This is a genomic window from Acidovorax sp. ACV01, from assembly GCF_014851495.1.
Taxonomy (GTDB): Bacteria; Pseudomonadota; Gammaproteobacteria; order Burkholderiales; family Burkholderiaceae_C; genus Acidovorax; species Acidovorax radicis.
This window is the reverse complement of record NZ_JACUZT010000001.1, coordinates 786,992-807,887: the sequence shown is the minus strand read 5'-3', so window position 1 is coordinate 807,887 and position 20,896 is coordinate 786,992. Positions and strand designations below refer to the sequence as shown.

Here is a 20,896-nt window from a genome sequence, read left to right as displayed (position 1 = left end):
CCGCAATTTGGCGCTGGCACATGAACGAAGCGGCCGATGATCTGCGCCAACCGTCCCCGGGAAAGCACTTCCTTGTGTCGCACCCGGTCTGCAGGGCCGCGCCGCTCAGCCGGTGTAGGGCCCTTTGACTTCGCCCCATCCCCACCGGGGCATCGGGGCGTTCTCGTCGACGGATGCGCCCGGCTGCGAATTGATCACGGCCAAGCGCGAACCCCATTCCAGGTAGCCCACCAGCGCGGACCGGAACTCCGGGTCTTCCGGCATGCCCAACTCGTCTGCCGTGTCCAGCAGAAGGCCCACCCATTGCCGCCGCTGCGCCTGCGTGAGGTGCCGGTTCAGGTGCTGCTGGATCATGTGGGGGTGCCCGCCGTGGTGCGCCGAATAGGCCGCCGGGCCACCCAGCACCTCCGCCAGAAATGCCGCCACATGGGCCGGATGCTCGGCCCCCATGTTTGCGAAGACCGGCGCCAGCACCGCATCGTCGTGAACACGCTCGTAGAAACGGGTGGTCAAGCGGGTGAGTGCCTCCATGCCGCCAAGCCATTCATAGAGGGTGGGGATCTGTGGATCGGTCATGTGCGGAAATGGGTGGTGGTGAGGACGAACGGGGAGAGATCGCTCAACAGGCCGGGACAACCTCTCCGAAACATGGCGTTTTTGGGCGAGGTATGGCGGGATCGCTCCGCCGAGCTTCGATGATTTGCACCTGTCGAGCCACCAGCTCCGCCAAAAGAGGTGCGCTGAGCGGGTGTGCGACCAGCACCGTGTTGTTGTCAGCGCTGCCCATGCGCCAAGCGCTTGCCGTCACGGCGCTGCAGCCGCTGAAATGCAACCATCGCCATCCACCCCGCCATGGCCATCAACGCCCACTCGGAAAGGGTCGGTATGGAGGAAGCTGCCACCGCAGCAGACCACACCAGCGAAACAGGGATTGCAGAAGAGGTGCTGGTATCGCTGCCGGCGAAGCCGCATGAATCTGCCACGCCTGCGGTGGAAACGGCGATCCCACTGCAGAACATGTTGTGCCTTGCAGCTGTGGTGCTGGTCTCGAAGAAGGAAAACCGGTCACCGATGTTGTGGGGCGCTGCGCCCGAAATCCAGCGCTGGATAAGAATGTTCACACCCGTAATTGCCCCGCTCGCATCGGTCGTGACCCGGAAGTTCCAGACCCGGGTATTCGGGTCTGTATGGGTGTATGTGGTCAGGCCATCTGAAAAACTGAAGGCCGACACCAAGGCGCCCAACTGCGCAGACGCCAGGTTGGCTGCCAGCGGCGCGGTGGTGGTGAACGAGCCAGACGTGCTCATCGCCGCGGTGAAGTTCTGGCACGGTGGCGTGCCGCACACCGTGAAGTTGGTGAAACCCGTGTAGTTGCCTGCAGCGGTGGCCACGTAAGTGGTGGACTGCGCTTGGGCCGCCCCCACTGCGCCCAGCAAACAAGCAAGTGATCCCAGCCACTTCCAGACACTTTTTTTGAACATTTTTTGGTTTCCACGGTTGGTGAGCATGTTGCGCCGCCCCGGGGCACTTGGTTCCCGTTGACTGCTCCGATCGCCGCCCCTGCCAGCCTCGGCGCCTCAATATGTTACCTGTGCGGGCTGCGCGCGTGCCCCCCGGATTCGGGCTCGGCGTATCCCGCTTGACCCGCCTCTGCTCTGGGCATCGTGACCGGGCTTCCAACCAGCATCTTTGAATTCGTCACAGACGTGCTGGTGTTCAGGTGCCAGCGCGCCAAACTCTGGAAAGCCCGTTTTGTTCTGATCAAGGCAAGGCCCCTTGGGTTGGCTGGCGCCGAGAGTGCCCCATCCGTCAAGGCCTGCCACGGTCAACGCAAAGCCGGGGTACTATTGTCTGCTATTTTTATGATAGCTGATGGCGCTTGATGAACAAGCGCGGAAGTCCAAAAACATGTTCGATTACCGGCCTCCAATGGAGGCAGCAGCCATCGACCAGCAATAACCCCCTGGTCCCAGGCACAAGCGCACTGGAAGCACCCCAGCGAAACCACCGAAAACCAGAAGGGGATGAGGAAGGCAAGCCATGCGACAGCCTCGCAGGTAATTGTCCCTGACACGCTTTATTGAAACACGCACACGCCCAATGACTGACTTTTGGCCCGGTACATGGCGGTGTCTGCAGCGCGCAGGTAGTCGTCGACCGTCGCCAGCCTGGATGCGCTGCTGGCCAATCCGATACTCGCACCACTGATCACGGTGTGCCTGCCAATCACGTAAGGCACTTCCAGGGCGGCGGCAATCTGCCCAGCGCGTTGGCTGGCTTCAGCGGGATCAATGGACTCCAACAGCACATTGAACTCGTCGCCACCCATGCGGGCGACCAGATCCACCGCCCGCACGCAGGATTCGAGCCGCCGTGCCACCTGTTGCAACAGCTGGTCGCCCACATGGTGCCCGTAGCTGTCATTGACGGCCTTGAAACTGTTGAGATCCAGCAGCAGCACGGCGAACATCGTGGCTCCATCGCGTGCCGGCATTCCACCACCGTTCACCACCTCGTTCTGGTGCAGCGCGATGAGATGCGCGAGGCGATCGCGGAACAACGGCCGGCCGGGCAAGTTGGTCAGCGCATCGTAGGAACTACCACGTTCGGCCAGATCGCTCAACGACCCTGCCATGCGCACCGCAACGCCGTCTTCGAACTCGGCGAGCCCGCGCCAATTGACCCACACCAGCCGCCCCGCCCCGTGGAACGCGCGGAAATCCACCGAAAAGTTCGGGCTGTTCCCCGATAGGTGCCTGCGGTAGGCCTCCTGCACGCGCACGCGATCCTCGGGATCGATGAGCTGCTCGAGAAAGCGCCAGCCTCCGTCATGCACATGATCGCGGCTACCCAGCCCGACGATCTGGAGAAAACGCCCGGACACATGCAGGGCGTCCGTTCGCAAGTCCCAATCCCAGATGCCGTCATTGGATCCGCGCGTCGCCAGCGAATAGCGGTTTTCGGAGCGCAACAACTCGAGTTCGGTGTTCTTCTGCTGGGTGACGTCGATCATCAGGCCGATCATGCGGTTCGGCCGCCCCGGCTCGACCACTGCGCGGCACAGATCACGCACCCACACGACCTTGCCGGACTTGGCAATCAGCCGATAACTCATCTCGTAGGCATGGCTGTGCGTGGCGTTGTATGCGGCATCGTCGATCAGCAGGGCCTGCTCCAGATCATCGGGATGCACATGCGCGCGCCAGAAGCCCGGGTCAGAACGCCACTCCTCCACGGAGTAACCGAACAACCGTTCGACCTGCGGGCTCAGGAAGGTATTGCCCACGCCGATTTCAGCTTCCCACACCACGCCATCAATGGTTTCCAGCAAGCGCAGAAAGCGCTGGCGAATTTCCACCAGCACCTGCTCGGTGACCTCGGTAATCTCGATCAGGACACCCTGGCGGCTGATCACCCGATCCGCCGCATCCGTCTCCGGGTGGAGCTGCAGACGCACCCAGCGATAGTCCGCGTCGGCAAAGCGCAAGCGGAACACCGGCATGCCCGAGCGCATGGTGCCGATGTCGTCGGGATGCACGAATTCAAGCAATGACCTGCCAAGCGCTGACGCCACCGAATGGCCGGTGAGCTTGTGCCACGCCGGATTCAGATAGGTGATCTCCCACAGCGCATCGGTTTGCACCACCGCCTCGGGTAACAATTGCAGCAGTTTTGCGGACGGCGTGGGAGTGGTGGGCATGCAGGGCTATTGCAAATGGGTCAGATTCATGCAGGGCCGCGCCGAACAAGTCCTTCGCGCGTCGCGCAACCCGGCGTTGGGCGGCCTGCTGCGGTGCCAATCCCATTTCCGAATCGGGTGCGCGTCATCACCGGGACTGAGGCTGCGTCGCCTTGACGGATCGAAAAATCAACCACGTCAAAGCGAGTATGGCATGCATCCAAGGCACCTTTGGACTCGGTGGCTTGGGTGGTTTGGGGCCGGGAGGTGTGCGAGCCAGTAATGCCCTCCTCCGTCGCTGGCTCGCTCACATCACGACGGAATCCCCGTCAAAACGCCACCTTCACCCCCACCGTCAAATTCCGCCCCATCAACGGCGCGGCGTTCTTGATGAAGGAGGTGTGCGCATACGCCAGGCGGTCTGTCAGGTTGTTGGCCTTCAGGTACACCTGCCATGGCGTGCCGCTGCCGAACTGGCCGTTGTAGCTGACGCCCAGGTTCAGCATGCCGTAGCCGGGTGTGGCGGTTTCAAACTCTGCCACGCGGTTCTGGCGGGCCACTTGCACCCATTCGACCTGGCCTTCCCAGGCGTTCCAGTTGCCGTCCAGGCGGAGACCGGCGCGGGTGGCGGGGATGCGGGGCAGCAGGCCGCCGCCAACCAGACGGGCGCGCACGGTGTCGCCGAACAGGGTGATGCCCAGGTTGCGGTTCAGGCGCTGGCGCACCTGGCCTTCGATGCCGGAGAAGGTAGCGTCCGCCTGGCTGTACTGCAGCAGTTGCAGGCCCTCCACTTCATCGAGCGTGCGGCCGTAGATGTAGTTGTTGATGCGGTTGCGGAAGACGCTGACGCCGAAGGTGGTGTCGCCGCTCGTTTTCTTCAGGCTCACGTCGATGTTTTGCGAGATCTCGGACTTCAGGTCTGCGTTGCCGCGTTCGTACGTGCTGGTGGCCATGTGCAGGCCGTTGGCGTACAGCTCTTCGGCCGACGGCGCGCGGCTGGCGCGGGTGAACGAGGTGCCGACCTGGTAGCCGGGCGTGAACTTCCACACCGCGCCCAGCGACGCGGAGGTGCCGTTGTGGCTGCGTTCGATGTTGCTCGTTTGGGCTTCTGCCGTCTGGCGGTCGTGGCGCAGGGCGGCTTCAAAGCGCCAGTCGCCCAGGCGGTATTCCTCCAGCGCAAAGAAGCCCAGCTTGCGGGTGATGGTGGGCTCCACATAGGCCTCTTCGCCCTCGGCGCTGAACTTGCGCTGCGAGGTCTGCAGGCCGATCAGGCCCTTGAAGCCACCAATGGGCTCGTGCTGCAGCTCGATGCGGGTGTCGTAGGCCTTGTTCTTGAAGGTGGTGCTGATGGCGCCGTCCTCGACCTCGTCGTGCACGTAGTCGGTGACGCCGGCGCGCAGGCGCAGGGCCGAAAAGCCAGCGAACGGGTTGCGCAGCTCGCCGCGGATGTCAAAGCGTTCGCTGCGCAGGTCGACCACGGGCACATCGCCCGCCTCGGCGCCGTGGTCGTGGCCGTCTTCCTCGTCACCTGCATGCGCGCCGCAGTGCAGGTGGTCGCCGTGCGTGTGGCAGCCTTCAAAGCTGTGGTTGTGGCCCGGCAGGCCGTACTTGGCGGTCTGGCGGGTGTAGGCGGCGCCCAGGTAGCCCTGGTCGCCCACCCACGACAGGCCCACGCTGCCGGTGTCTGTACGGTTGAAGCTGCCCAGCACCTTGCGGGTGGGTTCGCCCTCGGGCGCCCAGCCTTTGCCGACGCGATAGTCACCGGCGTCGCGCGCCACGCCTTCCACGTGCACGGCCAGGTTGCCGGTGCCGCCGGTCAGTGAGAAGGCGCCTGCTTTTTCACCCGCGCCGGAGTTGGCGCGCAGCTCGGCACTGCCCTCGTAGCCCTTCTGGGGGATGGCGGTGGGGATCTTGCCGTCGAGCACATTGACCAAGCCACCCACCGCACCGTTGCCATACACCAGGGCCGAGGGGCCGCGCAGCACTTCGATCTGCGTGGCCAGCAGCGGCTCGGACACCACGGCGTGGTCGGGGCTGATGGTGGAGGCGTCATGCAGCTCGGCCCCATCGGACAGCACCTTCACGCGCGGGCCGTCCATGCCGCGGATGATGGGGCGGCTGGCGCCCGCGCCGAAATGGCTGCTGGTGATGCCGGGCTCGCTGTTGAGCGTCTCGCCCAGCGTGGCCTCGCGGCGGCGTACGAGTTCGTCGCCCTCCAGCACGGTCACGGGGGTGGTCATGTCGTTGGCACCCAGTTGCAGGCCGCTGGCAGAGACGGTGACGGGAGGCAGGCTGGGCGCGGCGGCACTATTGTCGGCAGGCGCGGCACCCGGCGTGGCCTGCGCGTGCGCCACGCCGGTGCCAGACAGCGCCAGCATGGCAGCCAGGGCCACGGGGTGGAGGGTGGGACGGCCGCGAAGAACTGCGACCAGGCGGCGGGAAGTGCGGATGGTGCGGGTGGCATTGCGCGCGGTATCGGGAGCGGTGTGTGTCATGGTGCGGTGTCGCAACGGGTGCGTGTACGTCGATGGGGTCGGGTGGGGCGTGGCGCATGGGCCGGTGCTGGGCGGGGCCAGGCAGGCACATGGTTTCCACGCACGGGGCGCAAAAATATGAATAAAATGGCTGCCAGCGCTTTTCCATCAAGCGCTGATAGCTATTAATTCAGGAGCAATTCAGGGGCGGGTACGCAATGCGCTGCAGGCGCCACGGGCTCCGTACGCAGCCCTGCAAGGCGGCGAGAAGGTGGAGCCCCGCTGACGCTAGGCACGAATGCGGCTTTGTCAGGCCGTGGGCGGGCCACGCGCCTGGAACAGCGCAACGTGCGGGGCTGTAGAGCGCCCGGCATGTTGTACCGGTGGTGCCTGCGCGGGCACCGGTGCGGGCAGCGCCTGGGGTGCGCTGTGCAGGGCATCGCCCAACGCAAGCTGGTCGAGCAAAAGGCAATCCACCGGGGCGTGGGGCGCCAGGAGCAGTGAGAGCAGCCCGTGGGCGTGGCCTGTCTCTGGGGATGCAGCGGCGGGCGTTGCCGCTTCTGCAAGGGAAACGGCAGAGAGCCCGTGGCGCACGGTGGCTTGTTGTGCACCCTGCAGTGCGTGGCCTGCGCGCATCTGCTCCAGCGCCCCCGCATGCTCCACCTGGTGCAGGCGCCCCAGCGTGGGCACCACCACCAGGGCCAGCAGCAGCCAGGCCAGGGCCGCCTGCGCAGGCAGCTGCTGGCGCAGGCGGCGCCACAGCGCGGTCAGCCGGGGGGGGAGCAACGGGTTCACGGGTGGAAAGAAAAGACTTTGAACAGGCTCTATGAAGCTATTTCACCGGCACGGCTTCCACCACGCGGTAGTACAGGCCGTATTGGTCGTTCGTGAGCACGGAGAACTTGCCCTCCACCACCACAGGCTCCAGCGAGTAGCGCACGGGGGTCTTGGCCTTGACCTCGACCATGCTCTCGGGCCCGCCGGGCAGGCAGAACGAGCAGGTCAGCGGCACGGAGGTGAGCAAAAAGTGCGTCTGCGTGCCCTTGGCATCCAGCGGCACCATGAAGCCCTGGATGCGCTGCGTGGTCTTGTCCATGCCCTTTTGTGCGTCGTTGAACACGGGCAGGATGCCATCCTTGGTGGTCTTTTTGGTGAGGTCGGTCAGGACGGACCACGGCACCACGTCATTGCGCTGGGGCAGCGGGGCAATCGGGCTGTTGGGGCTGTGGTAGCCCGCGCCGGAGCCCGATGGCATGGCGGTGCCCGCGCCCGCAGGCAAGGGTGAAGAGAGCGCGGGTGCGGTGGTGGCGGTCGGGGCCGCTGCAGGGGTCTTGCCCGTGGCACGCTCGAAAGCGCCGGGCTCCGGCTTGGTGGGCTGCTGCTGGGCCAGTGCCGCACCGGCCCATGCCAGCACCACCATCGCCCAGGCGCTCCGTGCAGCGCGGGGCCGGCTGACTTCGGAATCGGGTGATGCGGCGGGGTGACGGTGGATGCGGGGGATTGCCATGGCGGTAAACCTGACCTGTTGCGTTCTCAGAAATGGTAGCGGGCCGGGAGGCCCATCGCCTCAGTGACCTGTGCAGTGACCTGTAAGTCCGTGCTCAGTGCGCGTGCTTCATGCCGCAGTATTTGCCAATCCCAAGACCCTTGCAGGCAGTCTGGAGTTCCTTCTGGCAGATGTCCTCGCCCTTGCCGGATTCCAGGCACTTGGCAGCAGCCTCGTGCGCGGCGGCCATGGCGCGGTGGCGGGCGATGTCCTCTTTGGTCTCTTTGTCGTTGTGGGCCTGGGCGTGCGCCAGGGCTCCGACGAGGAGCATGGGGGCCAGGGCGAGTGCGGTGAGGAGTTTTTTCATGGAAGGCTTTCAGGTTGAGTCGGCGGATGGTTTTGAGAGGTCGGAAGTTAATGGTTGTGTCAGGGCTGGCCTAGCAGGTCGGCAACATTGGTGCGGTACGCCTGCATGGCAGGCAACAATGCCGCCAGCGCTGCCACACCCGCCGCCAGCAGGGGCACACCCGCCTCGGCAGGCAGCCAGATCCAGCCAGTGACGGGCAGCAACCCCTGCGCCTGCAGCGCCCAGCCCAGGCCATGGGCCAGGCCGTGGCCTAGCAGCAGGCCCAAAACAGACGCCATTGCGGCCAGCCACAGGGCCTCCCACAGCACCAGCCCCGCCACGCGGCCCGGGGGAGCGCCCAGCATGCGCAGCATGGCCAGGTCGGCCCGGCGCTCGCGCACGGCGTTCCACAGGGCGATGAACACACTCAGCGCGGCCACGGCCAGCAGCACGCCGCCGAAGGCGCGCAGCACATCGGCGCCCACGCCCAGCAAGCGCAGCAGGCGCGTGACCTCAATGGCGGGCGCCGCTGCCTGCATGGCGGTGTCGGCATTGATCTGGCGCGGCAGCGTGATGGCGGCCATGGGCGTGCGGTAGCGCACCAGGGCCACGGTCACTTCGCGCTCTTCTTTCAGGATCTCCAGGTCCTCGGCGTCGTTGGCTGTGGCCGTCTCGTGCACCATCCAGACGGATTCGGTGCTGGTGAGGATCAGCCGGTCGAGCACGCAGCCGCAGGGCGCCAGCACGCCACTCACGCGGTAGGGGTGGTCGCCGTGTGCATGCCCTCCTCCCCCCAGCCCATGGCTGCCGACGAACGGGGCCCCCACCAGCGGCGTACCGCCATTGTCGGCCTTGACGATGCTGCGGGCCACCGTGGCGCCCAGCACCGCGTCCATGGGCTGCTGCCACAGCGCGCCCTTGGCAAATTGGACTTCGTAGTGCAACAGATAGTCGGGCGTGGTGCCCACGATGCGAAAACCCTGGTAACTGTCGCCCAGGCTTAAGGGGATGACCTGCGCCACCAGCGGGTTCTTCTGCAGCGCCTGCACCTCCTGCAGCGGGATATTGCCCGTGGGCACGTCGATGTGGAACACGCCCGCCAGGATGAGCTGCAGCGGGCTGCCCTTGGCGCCCACCACCAGGTCGATGCCCGAGAGGTCGCGCTCAAACGCCTTGTCGAGCTGCGTGGCCACCAGCAGCACCAGGGTGATGGCGGCCAGGCCCAGCGTGAGCACCAGCAGGTTCAGCACCGCCGCCAGCGGGCGGGACCACAAGTAGCGCCATGACAGGCGCGCCAGTTTGAAGACTCCTGAATTCATAGCTGCTCGCGCTTATCTATCAAGCGCTGGGCGCCCATTTCATTCAAATCCAGCGTCTGCACACCGGCCAGGGCTTGCACCACACGGTGGTCGTGCGTGGCAATCACCAGACTGGCATCACAGGCGGCAGCGCTTTGCTGCAGCAGCGTTAGCGCGTCGGCAGCGGCCTCGTCGTCCAGGCTGGCCGTGGGCTCGTCGGCCAGCAGCAGTTGTGGCGCCAGCAGCACGGCCCGCGCCAGCGCCACACGCTGCGCCTGCCCGCCCGAAAGCTGGTGCGGCTTGCGTGCCGCCAGCTCGGCTACGCCCACCTGCGCCAGAGCGCGGCGGATGGCTGCATCGTCGCGCGGCAACCCGGCCGCAAAGTAGACCAGCGCCAGGTTGTCGGCCACCGAAAGCGCGCTGCTGAGGTAGAGCTTCTGCGGCAGAAAACCAATGTTGCGCGCGCGCCAGGCATCGATCTCGGCCCCGCGCTGCGTGCCCAGCTGGGTGCCCGCCACAAACAGGTCGCCCCCGCTGGCACCGCGCAGCCCGGCTATCAGCGAAAGCCAAGTCGATTTGCCCGAGCCAGAACGCCCGCGCAGCAGCAAGGTGCCGCCTTGGCGCAAGTCCACGTCGGGGAAGCGCAGCGGCGCAGCGCCGCCCGTGGCGTAGGTATAAGCAAGGCCCCGGGTGCGGATCATGCGGCGGCGCTCTCGGAAGGGTGCGCGCAGTCTGCACAGCGCCCGTGGACCGCAATGTCCACCGCCAGGCTCTCATGCCCAGCCGTGGCCAGCGCCTGCAGCACCTGCTTGAGAGCGGTCTGCACCTTGGCGGAGCCCTGCGACAGGCGGAACTGGCGGTGGCAGTCGTCGCATTCAAAACGTGGGGCGGCGCCCTCTTCGCCTTGGGGGGCCCGTGCGTAACGGGTGACGCGGGCGGCATCGACCTGCTTGTGAAGCAGGCCCGCAGTGGCAAAACGGTCGAGCATGCGGTACACGGTGACCTTGTTGATGGGGGCGCCAGCAGTGGCGAGGGCGGTCTCTACCTCGGGTTCTGAGAGCGCGGCATCAGGACGCGCTTCGTACAGCGCCGCCAGCGCCCGCGTGGCGCGGGTGGCGCGCATACCGGGCGGGAGCGACCAGGGCTGGCGGTGTGGGGGTGAAGAGGTTGGGGCGAAGGGCATGGCGGAATGCAGCGAGCAGGCAAGGCCTGTAACGCAATTGGGTTGCATTATGCATGCGTGCAGACCCTCTCCAGGGGAAGCCTCGCGATCTATCGCAGGCGCTGAAACACTACGACCAGAGGCGGTAGAACCAGTAGCTGTCGTCGTCGCTTTGCACACGCCGCGCCAATTCAGCGGGGCTTTGGCCCGTCACGCGCTGGGCTTCGCGGCACAGGTGGGACTGGTCGGCATAGCCCGCGTCCAGCGCCACGTCTTGCCAGCGCGGAGCCTGGCCGGACGCCTCGCTGCGCTGGCGCGCTTGCATGAGGGTAGCTTCCGCCCGCGACAGCCAGCCCAGTCGCCGCAGCGATTGCCCCGCCCAGATGCGAACGTGGCGCTCCAGGCTGCGCAGGCTGCCCCCAAAGCCCCGGGCCGAAGCATGCAACTGCAGTTCTCGCATCCAGCGGAAGGCCGTGGCGCCGGCCAACTGGGCGCTGGGCTGGGCGTGGCCATGGCCCGCGACAAACTCCTCCAGCAGCACCATCCGCGCGGTGTCGTCCGCCGCAAGCCGGACCTGGTCGCACAAGGCCACCCAATGGGGAGGCAACGCATCTTGTGCAGGCAGCATGCCGTCGACCAGGGCACTGATATCCAGGCCGGCGAGACGGTGAAACGCCTGGGGGTAGAAAACCACACCGAAGGTGCGAACCGGCCCCGGGTTGCGCGTGACCCATGGCCGCGTTTGCGGGCCCAGCAGCAGGGTGGAAGGCAGGGCCTGCTGCACTTGCAGGTCGGGGCCCACCCACTCTGAGCGCCCCTCGAGAAACCATGCAATGCCGCAATACACGGACGCCGGATAGCGGTTGATGCCCTCCCCTTTCTGCGGGGACCCTGTGGTGTCCTTGGTGATGTAGGCGCGAATGCTGCCCGCCAGAGAAGCGGGCGGCAGGGCCACGGTGGCAAAAGGGAGTTGGAGGCGGATTCGCACAGGCGCTTATCGTAAACAGGCGCAAGGCTGGAACGTCCCACCGGAAACCCGCACGGTTGGCGAAAAAGTTCAAGACAGCCGAACTGGCGCCTTTCAAAATTGCGGCCACCATGCAGCCAGAACAAAGAACCCACACACCCTCTTCGCCTCTCCAAACCACCGTGGGCCAGCCGCTCCTGGCGTCAGCCCGGCCCAGCCACACAGCACTGCTTTGTGGCATTGCGCGGGCCCGGCACCAGTTGCTGGAGGGCGGTGAGATCTTTCAGGACCCGCTGGCGCTGGACATCCTGGGGCCCGCGCAGGCGGCGCAGTTGCGTGAGGCAGTGGACGGAGACGGCCCACAGAGCCGCCGCAAGGACGCGGGGAGCTTCTCACAGGCCATGCGCGGCGCGTTGGTGGTGCGCAGCCGCATTGCCGAAGACACGCTGCACGAAGCGGTGGCAGGCGGTGCCACGCAGTACGTGCTGCTGGGCGCGGGCCTGGACACGTTTGCCCTGCGCAATCGGTGGCCCCAGGGCTTGCGGCGCGTGTTCGAAGTGGACCACCCTGCCACCCAGGAGTGGAAACGGGGTCTCGCATCGCAGGCAGGGCTGGCGATGCCACCGGCTGCCACCTATGTGCCCGTGGATTTCGAACGGCAGGACTTCATGGAGCGGCTGGTGGCCCACGGGTTCCAGCGCCATGAACGCACGGTGTTTGCCTGGCTGGGCGTCACGATGTATCTGGCACCTGCCGCAGTAGAGGCCACGCTGGCGGGCATTGGCGCGCAGGTGGCTCCGGGCAGCGTGGTGGTCTTCGACTACGTGCGCCGGCCAGAGCCTGCGGAATGGGGTCGCCAGCTGGCACTGGCGCTGATGGGGCGGCGGTTTCGCCGCTTGGGCGAGCCTTGGCGATGTGCCATGGGCGATGCTGAACTGTACGGAATGCTGGCCCGACACGGTTTTGACCCCGCCGAGGTCATGACCCCCGCCACGATCAGAAGCACCTTGTTGGCACACCAGCCTGCCACCCTCTTGCAGCGTGCCCTGGGTGGGTTGCTCGGCGGAATCGTGCGGGCCCGTGTCGCGGCGCCAGCTCCTGCGAAACCAGCGTGAACGGCCTAGCAATCGCCATCACCCGTCCGAATGGGTCACGAAGGCTTGAGATACCGCACAAACGTCTTGCGAAACTTCTCCACCTTCGGCCCCACCACAAACGCGCAATATCCCGCGTTGGGGTTGTTGGCAAAGTAATCCTGGTGGTAGGCCTCGGCCACGCTGTAGTTGGCCAGCGGCTTCACCTCAGTGGTGATGGGTGCGCCAAACAGCTTGTCTTGTGACATCTGGCGGACCATGTCGTTGGCGATGTCGCCGTGCTCGGGGGTTTCGTAATAGATGCCGCTGCGGTACTGCGTGCCCACGTCGTTGCCCTGGCGGTTGAGGGTGGTCGGGTCATGAGTGTTGAAGAAGATCTCCAGGATCTCCTGCAGGCTGATCTCGTCGGCATCGAACGTCAGCCGCACCACCTCGGCGTGGCCGGTGTCGCCCTGGCAGATCTGTTCGTAGCTGGGATTGAGGGTGTGGCCGTTGGTGTAGCCGCTTTCCACATCGGTCACGCCGCGCACGCGGTCGAACACGGCTTCGGTGCACCAGAAGCAGCCGCCGCCCAGGGTGATGGTTTGCAAAGTCATGGTGGTCCTTGGGTACAAAACCTGAAGATTATGAATTGACGCTCCAGTTCATGCTTGCTACATTACTAACCGGTCAGTCATTAACGAAATTCACCCCTTGTCCCCCACATCCACCCCACCCAACGCCCCTGCTGGCACCAAACGCGAGCGCCGCAAGGAAGCCCGCCCGGGTGAGCTGCTGGAAGCCGCGCTGGACCTTTTTGTCGAAAAGGGGTTTGCCGCGACGCGGGTGGATGAAGTGGCGGCGCGGGCCGGGGTGTCCAAAGGCACGCTGTTTCTGTATTTCCCCAGCAAGGAAGAGCTGTTCAAGGCCGTGGTGCGCCACAACATCGCGGGCCGCTTTGAAGAGTGGCGTGGGGAGCTGGAGTCCTTTGAGGGCAACACAAGCGAACTGCTGCAGTATTGCTACCAGGTGTGGTGGGAACGCATCGGCGCCACCAAGGCCTCGGGCATCACCAAGCTGATGTTCAGCGAAGCCCAGAATTTCCCGGAGATTACCGAGTTCTACCAGCAGGAAGTGATTTTGCCGGGGCAGGCGCTGATCCGCCGCATCGTCGAGCGCGGCATCGAGCGCGGCGAGTTCCGCCCCGTGCCACTGGACTACATCGTGCACGTGGTGCTGGCGCCCATGATCTTCCTCATGATGTGGAAGCACTCGGTGGGGGCCTGCATTCCAGACTCGCTGGGCCTGCGGCCTGAGTTGTATATCGAGGCGCAGATCGACAACGTGCTGCATGGGCTGCTGGTGCGGCCCCCGGCGTCGCCTCCCATCCCCTCCCCTTCCTCTCCTTCTTTGCCGCCCTCACGCGGTACCTGACCATGAAACGCTGGATTCTCTGGATGGCGGCAGCCGTCGTTGTTGTCTTGCTCGGTGGCGGCGTGTGGCGTGCCATGGCGGCGCGGCAGGCGCAGCAAAAGGCGCTGACCGAAGCCACGGCGCAGCGCGCCCAGGCGCCGCTGCAAGTTGCCGCCGATGAGGTGTTGCCAGTGCGGCGGCAGAACCTCTCGCTCGGGGTGCCGGTGTCCGGGGCCTTGCGGGCGGTGGATTCGGCCATGGTCAAGGCCCGCGTGGGCGGTGAATTGCAAGGTCTCACGGTGCGCGAGGGCGACAGCGTGAAGGCCGGGCAGGAAGTGGCCCGCATCGACCCCACCGAGGCCCGCGCACGGTTGCGCCAGGCGCAGCAGCAGGCCGACGCCGCCAAATCCCAGGTGGAGATCAACCAGCGCCAGTACACCAACAACCGGGCACTGGTGGACCAGGGATTTATCTCGGCCACGGCACTGGTCACCTCGCAGGCCAGCCTCGAGGCGGCCCAATCCAGCTACCAGGCCACCGTGGCAGCGGCCGACGTGGCACGCAAGGCGCTGGAGGACACGGTGCTCAAGAGCCCCATCAGCGGGCTGGTGGCGCAGCGCCTGGCCCAGCCGGGCGAGCGCGTGGCGGTGGACGCCCGCATCATCGAGGTGGTGGACCTGTCGCGGCTGGAGCTCGAGGCACTGCTCAATCCGGCGGATTCGGTCGCGGTGCGGGTGGGCCAAAAGGCGCAACTCACCATCGAGGGCATCGCGGCCCCGGTGCCTGCCACTGTGGTGCGCATCAACCCCAGCGCCCAGGCCGGCAGCCGCACGGTGCCCGTCTACCTGCGGGTGGAGCAGGCCCCCGGCGCCACGCCACTGCGACAAGGCCTGTTTGTGCAGGGCACGCTGGATACCGGGCGGGCCGACGTGCTGGCCGTGCCGCTGGATGCCGTGCGCACCGACAAGCCCGCGCCCTATCTGCAAACACTGAAGGATGGCCGCGTGGCCTATGCAGAGGTCAAGACCGGCACGCGTGCCGTGGTGGGCGGCCAGACCCTGGTGGCGGTGGAAGGTGTGCCCGAAGGCACGGTGGTCGTTGCGGGCCGGATCGGCCAATTGCGCGAGGGCACGGCCGTGGCGGTGGCTGCCGCAGCGGTCCCCACGGCGTTGCCAGCAGCATCCCGCGCAGCCCCCTGATAGCACTGACGCACCATGTGGTTCACCAAAGTCAGTCTGAAAAACCCCGTGTTCGCCACGATGGTGATGCTCGCCATCGTCGTGCTGGGCCTGTTCTCCTACCAGCGCCTCAAGGTCGATCAGTTTCCGAACATCGACTTCCCGGTGGTGGTGGTCACCGTGGACTACCCCGGTGCGTCACCTGAAATCGTCGAGAGCGAAGTCACCAAGAAGATCGAGGAAGGCGTCAACTCGATTGCAGGCATCAACGCCCTCACCTCGCGCAGCTATGAGGGCACGGCCGTTGTCATCATCGAGTTCCAGCTCCACATCGATGGCCGCAAGGCCGCTGAAGACGTGCGCGAGAAGGTCGCCACCGTGCGCCCCTTGCTGCGCACCGAGGTCAAGGAGCCGCGTGTGCTGCGCTTTGACCCAGCCAGCAGGGCCGTGTGGTCGTTGGCCGTGTTGCCAGACGACACGGCGGGTGCCAAGCCGCGCAGCGCCGTCGAACTGACCACCTGGGCCGAGCAGATCCTGAAGAAACGCCTGGAGAACGTGCGCGGCGTGGGCGCCGTGAACCTGGTGGGCGCCACCAAGCGCGAAATCAACATCTACCTGAACCCGCAGGCGCTGGAAGCCTTTGGCGTGACACCCGACCAGGTGGCCACCGCCGTGCGCAACGAGAACCAGGACCTGCCCGTAGGCTCCATCCGGTCCCTCGCGCAGGAGCGCGTGGTGCAGATCGATGCGCGCATGGAGCGCCCTGAAGATTTCGGCAAGATCATCGTGGCCCGCAAAAACGGGGCCCCCGTGCGGCTGGACCAGGTCGCCCGCGTGAACGACGGCGCGCAGGAAGTCGAAAGCCTGGCCCTGTACAACGGCCAGCGCACGCTGCTGCTGTCGGTGCAGAAGTCGCAGGGCGAGAACACCATTGAAGTGGTGGATGGCCTGAGCGCCGCCGTGGTGGAACTGAAAAACCAGCTGCCCCCTGGCGTGCGGCTGGAGACCATTGGCGACAGCGCCCGCCCCATCCGCGTGGCGGTGAACAACGTGCGCCAGACGCTGATTGAGGGCGCCATCCTCACGGTGTTGATCGTCTTCCTGTTCCTGAACTCCTGGCGCTCCACCGTGATCACCGGGCTGACCCTGCCGATTGCGCTGATCGGCACGTTTTTGTTCATGAACATGTTCGGTTTCACCATCAACATGATCACGCTGATGGCGCTCTCGCTGTGCGTGGGCCTGTTGATCGACGATGCCATCGTGGTGCGCGAGAACATCGTGCGCCATGTGCAGATGGGCAAAGGCGCCTACGCGGCAGCCATGGACGGAACGCAGGAGATTGGCCTGGCGGTGCTGGCCACCACGCTGTCCATCGTGGCGGTGTTCATGCCCATCGGCTTCATGGGCGGCATCATCGGCAAGTTTTTCCACGAGTTCGGCATCACCATCGTCGCGGCGGTGATGATCTCGATGTTTGTGAGTTTCACGCTCGACCCCATGCTGTCGAGCATCTGGCACGACCCGAGCATCCACGCCCACGGCCAGAAGACAGAGCCTGTCACCTTCTACGACAAGACCATCGGCCGCGTCACCGGCTGGTTCGACCGTGCCACCGACGCGCTGGCAGAGGGCTACCAGCGCATCCTGCGCTGGTCGCTGGTGCACAAGCTGGCCACGATGGGCATTGCGCTGGCCATTTTTGTGCTGAGCGTCTTCATGGTGCCGCTGCTGGGCACCGAGTTCGTGCCCAAGGCCGATTTCTCTGAAACATCACTCAATTTCTATACCCCCGTGGGCTCGTCGCTCGAAACCACCGAGGCCAAGGCGCGGCAGGTGGAAGGTATCTTGCGCGAGATGCCCGAGGTGCGCTACACGCTGGCCACCATCAACACGGGCAATGCCCAGGGCAAGATCTACGCCAATATCTATGTGCGCCTGGTGGACCGCAAGGACCGCAGCCGCAGCGTGGACCAGATGTCTGACGTGCTGCGCGAGCGCCTCAAGACCGTGCCGGGCATCACCATCACCCACGTGGGCCTGCTCGATGCGGTGGGCGGCCAAAAGCAGGTGGAGTTCTCGCTGCAGGGGTCTGACCTGCAGGAGCTGGAGCGCCTGACGAAGGTGGTCACCGAAAAGATCCGTGACATCCCCGGCCTGGTGGACCTGGACACCAGCGCAAAGCCCGACAAGCCCGTGATCGCCCTCGATGTGCGGCGCGAAGTGGCATCCGACCTGGGCCTTTCCGTGGCACCCATGGCCGCATCGCTGCGCACCTTGGTGGCAGGCACCACGGTGGGCAACTGGCGTGCTCCGGACGACCAGACCTATGACGTGAATGTGCGCCTGGCCCCCGAGGCCCGCACCGCCCCGGCCGACCTGGAGCGCCTGCCCTTTGCCCTGACGGCCGCCGATGGCACCACCCGCATCGTGCGCCTGAACCAGGTGGCCCGCGTGACCGAATCCACCGGTGCCAACCAGATCAACCGGCGCGACCTGACCCGCGAAGTGGCCGTGAACGCCAATGTGGCCCAGCGCTCGGCGGGCGAGGTGTCCAATGACATCAAGAAGGCGCTGGAGAGCGTGAGCTTTCCGCCCGGCTACCGCTACCAGTTCAGCGGCTCCACCAAGAACATGGCGGAATCGTTTGGCTACGCCATCTCGGCGCTGGCCATGGCGATCATCTTCATCTACATGATCCTGGCGAGCCAGTTCAAGAGCTTCCTGCAGCCGCTGGCGCTCATGACCTCGCTGCCGCTCACGCTGATTGGCGTGGTGCTGGCGCTGCTGATGTTCCGCTCCACGCTGTCGATGTTCTCGATCATCGGGGTGGTGATGCTGATGGGCCTGGTGACCAAGAACGCCATCCTGCTGGTGGACTTTGCCATCCGAGCCCGCGAGGAGCATGTGAACGACGAGGGCCAGACCGTGCCGGGCCTGCCCCGTGCGGACGCCCTGTTGCTGGCCGCCCGCGTGCGGTTGCGCCCCATCCTCATGACCACGCTGGCCATGATCTTCGGCATGGTGCCGCTTGCTTTTGCGCTATCGGAAGGCTCGGAGCAGCGCGCCCCCATGGGCCAGGCCGTGATTGGCGGGGTGATCACCTCGTCGCTGCTGACGCTGGTGGTGGTGCCGGTGGTGTATTGCTACATGGACGACTTGGCACAGTGGGCGCTGCGCAAGTTCGGCCGGGCCCCGGCAGCGCCTAAAATCAAGGGTTTGTCCTGATCGTCCCGACACCTGCCTCCTACGGAGAAATTCCATGAACATGCCCCTGAACACGTCCGCCAACATCAGCGATCCTATTGCGCAGTCCCGCTACAACATGATCGAGCAGCAGATCCGCCCCTGGAACGTGCTCGACGCCGATGTGCTCGACCTGCTGGCCGTGGTGCGCCGCGAAGACTTTGTGCCCCCGGCCTACCGCAGCCTGGCGTTCATGGACATTGAAGTGCCCCTGCTGGGCAACGACGCCGAAGAGGCCGTGCGCCTGGGCCACAGCATGCTGCAGCCGCGCGTGGAAGCCCGCATCCTGCAGGACCTGCAGATCAAACCGACCGACCGAGTGCTGGAGATTGGCTCCGGCTCGGGTTACATGGCCGCCCTGCTGGCCCACCGCGCCGAGCGTGTGGTATCCCTCGAAATCAACCCCGAACTGGCCGAAATGGCCCGCGAGAACCTGCGCGATGCGGGCATCCAGAACGCCGATGTGCGCCTGAACGACGGCGCCCGTGACGCCATTCCCGACGGCCCTTTTGACGTGATCGTGCTCAGCGGATCGGTGGCCCAAGTGCCCACCGCCCTGCTCTCACTGCTGCGCGACGGTGGCCGCCTGGGCGGCATTGTGGGTGGCGAACCCGTGATGCGCTTCACGCTGACCCGCCGCACCGGTGACCGTTTCGAGACCACGTCGCCCTGGGACACCATCGCACCACGCCTGGTGAACTTCCCCGAGCCGTCCGGCTTCACGTTCTGAGTCTGATTTCATCCTTCGGAGTTCTGCATGATCGATCACGTCCGCCCCGCCCAGCTGTCTGCCTGGTTTGCCGCCGCACCCGAAGGCAGCCAGCCCCTGGTGCTGGACGTGCGCGAACCCTGGGAGCTGCAGACCGCCAGCGTGCGCGCGGATGGCTTTGAGCTGGTGGCCATCCCCATGGGCGAGCTGGCAGCGCGCCTGGCCGAGCTGGACCCTGCCCGCCCCATTGCCTGCCTGTGCCACCACGGCGCACGCAGCCTGCGCGTGGCCGCGTTCCTGCAGCACAACGGTTTTGAGCAGCTGGCCAATATCACGGGCGGCATCGATGCGTGGTCGCATGAAAACGACCCCGCCGTACCCCGCTACTGATGGAGGGTCGCACGTGCCGCCTCGCCACCCTCTGACCTGTTTCGCTCCCATTTCGAACCGCAGACTCTCCCGAAGGACCCCCATGACACCGCACCGGCCCCGCTCCTTGTCCCTTCTGTCCCTGGCGCTCGGCGCGGCGCTGAGCGCCCCGGTGCACGCCCAGAGCCTGGTGGACCTCGTGGAATCGGCCCGCACTTATGACACGACCTGGCAGTCGGCCCGCGCCCAGCTCGATGCGGCGTCCCGCCGCGCCGACCAGGCCCGCGCGGGCCTGCTGCCCAGCGCCGGTCTCACGGCCGGACTCAGCCGCGCCAATGTGGAGCTGAGCCGCCCGCCCATCGAAAACACCGGCACCACACAGACCCTGGGCGTGCAGGCATCGCAGCCGCTGTACCGTCCCGCCAACCGCATCACGCTGGAGCAAGGCCAGCGCGGCATCGACGTGGCGCAGGCGCAGCTCGACGCCGCCACGCAGGACCTGCTGGTTCGTGTGAGCCAGGCTTACTTTGACGTGCTGGCGGCGCAAGACACCCTGGCCTTCGTGCAGGCACAAAAAGCTGCCGTGTCGGAACAGCTGGCCTCCGCCAAGCGCAACTTCGAGGTGGGCACCACCACCGTCACCGACTCGCGCGAAGCCCAGGCCCGCTACGACCTGGTGGTTGCACAGGAAATCGCCGCTGAAAACGACTTGCGCGTGAAGCGCCTGGCGCTGGACCAGCTGGTGGGCATCACGGGCACCAAGCCCCAGCCACTGGCGCTGCCCGTGCAATTGCCCACGGCGCAGCCCGACAACGTGGCGACCTGGGTCGATACAGCACGCGACCAGCAGCCCGGCGTGCGCCAGGCCGCGATCGCGCTGGACATTGCCCGGCTGGAAATCAAAAAGGCCGAAACCGGCCACCTGCCCACCCTGGACCTGCAAGTGGGCTACAACATCACGCGCAACCCCAACGGAACGATCACGTCGCCCGGCGTGAACAACCGCACCAACAGCGCCAGTGTGGGCGTGGCCTTCAACCTGCCGCTGTTCGCTGGGTTCTCGGTGCAAAACCGTGTCAAGGAAACGCTGGCGCTGGAAGAAAAAGCCGCAGCCGACCTCGAAACCACCCGCCGCAACGTGGCCCAGGCCACGCGCGCCGCCTTCTTTGGCGTGCAGTCCGGCCAGGGCCAGGTGCAGGCCCTGGAAGCGGCCGAAGCCTCCAGCCAGAGCGCGCTGGACGCCAACAAGCTCGGTTACCAGGTGGGTGTGCGCATCAACATCGACGTGCTCAACGCACAAAGCCAGCTGTTCCAGACCAAGCGCGACCTGGCCCAGGCCCGCTACAACGTGCTGCTGGGCACGCTCAAGCTGCGCCAGGCGGCAGGCACGCTGACGCAGCAGGACGTCGAGGCGATCAACGCGCTGCTGGTCAAATAAAGGGGCTATAGGGCAGCACGGCGCAGGGCGAGAGAAGGCCGCTTGCCGGCCCCCGGCT

19 protein-coding genes are annotated in these 20,896 nt (G+C 65.9%); 7 read left to right on the top strand and 12 right to left on the bottom strand.

Annotation, left to right across the window (positions count from 1 at the left end):
- Positions 1-105 precede the first annotated feature (105 nt).
- The 11 genes from IB243_RS03695 to IB243_RS03645 form a co-directional block, all read right to left on the bottom strand.
- Positions 106-576: a group II truncated hemoglobin gene (locus IB243_RS03695; protein WP_192425024.1), complete on the bottom strand. Its 471-nt coding sequence runs from the start codon at positions 574-576 to the stop codon at positions 106-108.
- Positions 577-773: 197 nt separating this feature from the next.
- Positions 774-1,508, bottom strand: coding sequence for an IPTL-CTERM sorting domain-containing protein (locus IB243_RS03690; protein WP_140426792.1), 735 nt, complete (start codon positions 1,506-1,508; stop codon positions 774-776).
- 569 nt (positions 1,509-2,077) lie between these two features.
- The gene (locus tag IB243_RS03685) at positions 2,078-3,700 is read right to left on the bottom strand and encodes a sensor domain-containing diguanylate cyclase (RefSeq protein ID WP_192425022.1); all 1,623 of its coding nucleotides are present in this window, start codon (positions 3,698-3,700) and stop codon (positions 2,078-2,080) included.
- A 308-nt stretch (positions 3,701-4,008) separates the two neighbouring features.
- Positions 4,009-6,057: a TonB-dependent receptor domain-containing protein gene (locus IB243_RS03680; protein WP_225584739.1), complete on the bottom strand. Its 2,049-nt coding sequence runs from the start codon at positions 6,055-6,057 to the stop codon at positions 4,009-4,011.
- A 405-nt stretch (positions 6,058-6,462) separates the two neighbouring features.
- On the bottom strand, positions 6,463-6,948 hold the full coding sequence (locus IB243_RS03675) for a hypothetical protein (RefSeq protein WP_242421455.1): 486 nt from the start codon (positions 6,946-6,948) through the stop codon (positions 6,463-6,465).
- A 37-nt stretch (positions 6,949-6,985) separates the two neighbouring features.
- Positions 6,986-7,573: a DUF3299 domain-containing protein gene (locus IB243_RS03670; RefSeq protein ID WP_192425394.1), complete on the bottom strand. Its 588-nt coding sequence runs from the start codon at positions 7,571-7,573 to the stop codon at positions 6,986-6,988.
- Positions 7,574-7,754: 181 nt separating this feature from the next.
- The gene (locus IB243_RS03665; protein ID WP_057224408.1) at positions 7,755-8,006 is read right to left on the bottom strand and encodes a hypothetical protein; all 252 of its coding nucleotides are present in this window, start codon (positions 8,004-8,006) and stop codon (positions 7,755-7,757) included.
- Between the two features lie 59 nt (positions 8,007-8,065).
- A complete protein-coding gene (locus IB243_RS03660; protein WP_192425020.1) occupies positions 8,066-9,304 on the bottom strand; it encodes an ABC transporter permease in 1,239 nt (412 codons plus the stop codon).
- Positions 9,301-9,984, bottom strand: a complete 684-nt coding sequence (locus tag IB243_RS03655; protein WP_192425018.1) for an ABC transporter ATP-binding protein — start codon at positions 9,982-9,984, stop codon at positions 9,301-9,303. The genes IB243_RS03660 and IB243_RS03655 overlap by 4 nt, the downstream gene beginning before the upstream one ends.
- Positions 9,981-10,406 (bottom strand): Fur family transcriptional regulator, encoded by a 426-nt coding sequence (locus IB243_RS03650; protein ID WP_192425392.1) that lies wholly within the window; start codon positions 10,404-10,406, stop codon positions 9,981-9,983. The genes IB243_RS03655 and IB243_RS03650 overlap by 4 nt, the downstream gene beginning before the upstream one ends.
- 169 nt (positions 10,407-10,575) lie before the next feature.
- Positions 10,576-11,433, bottom strand: a complete 858-nt coding sequence (locus IB243_RS03645; RefSeq protein WP_192425016.1) for a helix-turn-helix domain-containing protein — start codon at positions 11,431-11,433, stop codon at positions 10,576-10,578.
- Positions 11,434-11,594: 161 nt separating this feature from the next.
- Here IB243_RS03645 and IB243_RS03640 point away from each other — a divergent pair, with 161 nt between their 5' ends.
- Complete coding sequence (locus IB243_RS03640; protein WP_192425014.1) at positions 11,595-12,527, top strand: SAM-dependent methyltransferase; 933 nt, start codon at positions 11,595-11,597, stop codon at positions 12,525-12,527.
- Between the two features lie 35 nt (positions 12,528-12,562).
- Here the strand turns inward: IB243_RS03640 and msrA are convergent, their stop codons facing one another.
- Entirely contained in the window at positions 12,563-13,102 is a 540-nt protein-coding gene (msrA, locus tag IB243_RS03635) for a peptide-methionine (S)-S-oxide reductase MsrA (protein WP_192425012.1), read from the bottom strand.
- 97 nt (positions 13,103-13,199) lie between these two features.
- Between msrA and IB243_RS03630 the strand changes: the two genes are divergently transcribed.
- From IB243_RS03630 to IB243_RS03605, 6 genes are all read left to right on the top strand, one after another.
- Positions 13,200-13,919 carry a TetR/AcrR family transcriptional regulator gene (locus tag IB243_RS03630; protein WP_010458279.1) on the top strand — a complete coding sequence of 240 codons (720 nt, stop codon included), beginning with the start codon at positions 13,200-13,202 and terminating at the stop codon, positions 13,917-13,919.
- 2 nt (positions 13,920-13,921) lie between these two features.
- On the top strand, positions 13,922-15,097 hold the full coding sequence (locus IB243_RS03625; protein WP_192425010.1) for an efflux RND transporter periplasmic adaptor subunit: 1,176 nt from the start codon (positions 13,922-13,924) through the stop codon (positions 15,095-15,097).
- A 15-nt stretch (positions 15,098-15,112) separates the two neighbouring features.
- A complete protein-coding gene (locus tag IB243_RS03620; RefSeq protein WP_010458283.1) occupies positions 15,113-18,304 on the top strand; it encodes an efflux RND transporter permease subunit in 3,192 nt (1,063 codons plus the stop codon).
- Positions 18,305-18,338: 34 nt separating this feature from the next.
- On the top strand, positions 18,339-19,052 hold the full coding sequence (locus tag IB243_RS03615) for a protein-L-isoaspartate O-methyltransferase (protein WP_192425008.1): 714 nt from the start codon (positions 18,339-18,341) through the stop codon (positions 19,050-19,052).
- A 27-nt stretch (positions 19,053-19,079) separates the two neighbouring features.
- On the top strand, positions 19,080-19,421 hold the full coding sequence (locus IB243_RS03610; RefSeq protein WP_057224394.1) for a rhodanese-like domain-containing protein: 342 nt from the start codon (positions 19,080-19,082) through the stop codon (positions 19,419-19,421).
- 82 nt (positions 19,422-19,503) lie between these two features.
- Complete coding sequence (locus IB243_RS03605; RefSeq protein ID WP_192425007.1) at positions 19,504-20,838, top strand: TolC family outer membrane protein; 1,335 nt, start codon at positions 19,504-19,506, stop codon at positions 20,836-20,838.
- The last annotated feature ends 58 nt before the right edge of the window (positions 20,839-20,896 follow it).

Excerpts from the sequence above, each read along its gene's own strand:
- IB243_RS03695 (WP_192425024.1), bottom strand. The coding sequence starts at position 576 with ATGACCGATCCACAGATCCCCACCCTCTATGAATGGCTTGGCGGCATG.
- IB243_RS03690 (WP_140426792.1), bottom strand. The coding sequence starts at position 1,508 with ATGCTCACCAACCGTGGAAACCAAAAAATGTTCAAAAAAAGTGTCTGG.
- IB243_RS03685 (WP_192425022.1), bottom strand. The coding sequence starts at position 3,700 with ATGCCCACCACTCCCACGCCGTCCGCAAAACTGCTGCAATTGTTACCC.
- IB243_RS03680 (WP_225584739.1), bottom strand. The coding sequence starts at position 6,057 with ATGCTGGCGCTGTCTGGCACCGGCGTGGCGCACGCGCAGGCCACGCCG.
- IB243_RS03670 (WP_192425394.1), bottom strand. The coding sequence starts at position 7,573 with ATGGTGGTGCTGGCATGGGCCGGTGCGGCACTGGCCCAGCAGCAGCCC.
- IB243_RS03665 (WP_057224408.1), bottom strand. The coding sequence starts at position 8,006 with ATGAAAAAACTCCTCACCGCACTCGCCCTGGCCCCCATGCTCCTCGTC.
- IB243_RS03660 (WP_192425020.1), bottom strand. The coding sequence starts at position 9,304 with ATGAATTCAGGAGTCTTCAAACTGGCGCGCCTGTCATGGCGCTACTTG.
- IB243_RS03655 (WP_192425018.1), bottom strand. The coding sequence starts at position 9,984 with ATGATCCGCACCCGGGGCCTTGCTTATACCTACGCCACGGGCGGCGCT.
- IB243_RS03650 (WP_192425392.1), bottom strand. The coding sequence starts at position 10,406 with ATGCGCGCCACCCGCGCCACGCGGGCGCTGGCGGCGCTGTACGAAGCG.
- msrA (WP_192425012.1), bottom strand. The coding sequence starts at position 13,102 with ATGACTTTGCAAACCATCACCCTGGGCGGCGGCTGCTTCTGGTGCACC.
- IB243_RS03625 (WP_192425010.1), top strand. The coding sequence starts at position 13,922 with ATGAAACGCTGGATTCTCTGGATGGCGGCAGCCGTCGTTGTTGTCTTG.
- IB243_RS03620 (WP_010458283.1), top strand. The coding sequence starts at position 15,113 with ATGTGGTTCACCAAAGTCAGTCTGAAAAACCCCGTGTTCGCCACGATG.
- IB243_RS03615 (WP_192425008.1), top strand. The coding sequence starts at position 18,339 with ATGAACATGCCCCTGAACACGTCCGCCAACATCAGCGATCCTATTGCG.
- IB243_RS03610 (WP_057224394.1), top strand. The coding sequence starts at position 19,080 with ATGATCGATCACGTCCGCCCCGCCCAGCTGTCTGCCTGGTTTGCCGCC.
- IB243_RS03605 (WP_192425007.1), top strand. The coding sequence starts at position 19,504 with ATGACACCGCACCGGCCCCGCTCCTTGTCCCTTCTGTCCCTGGCGCTC.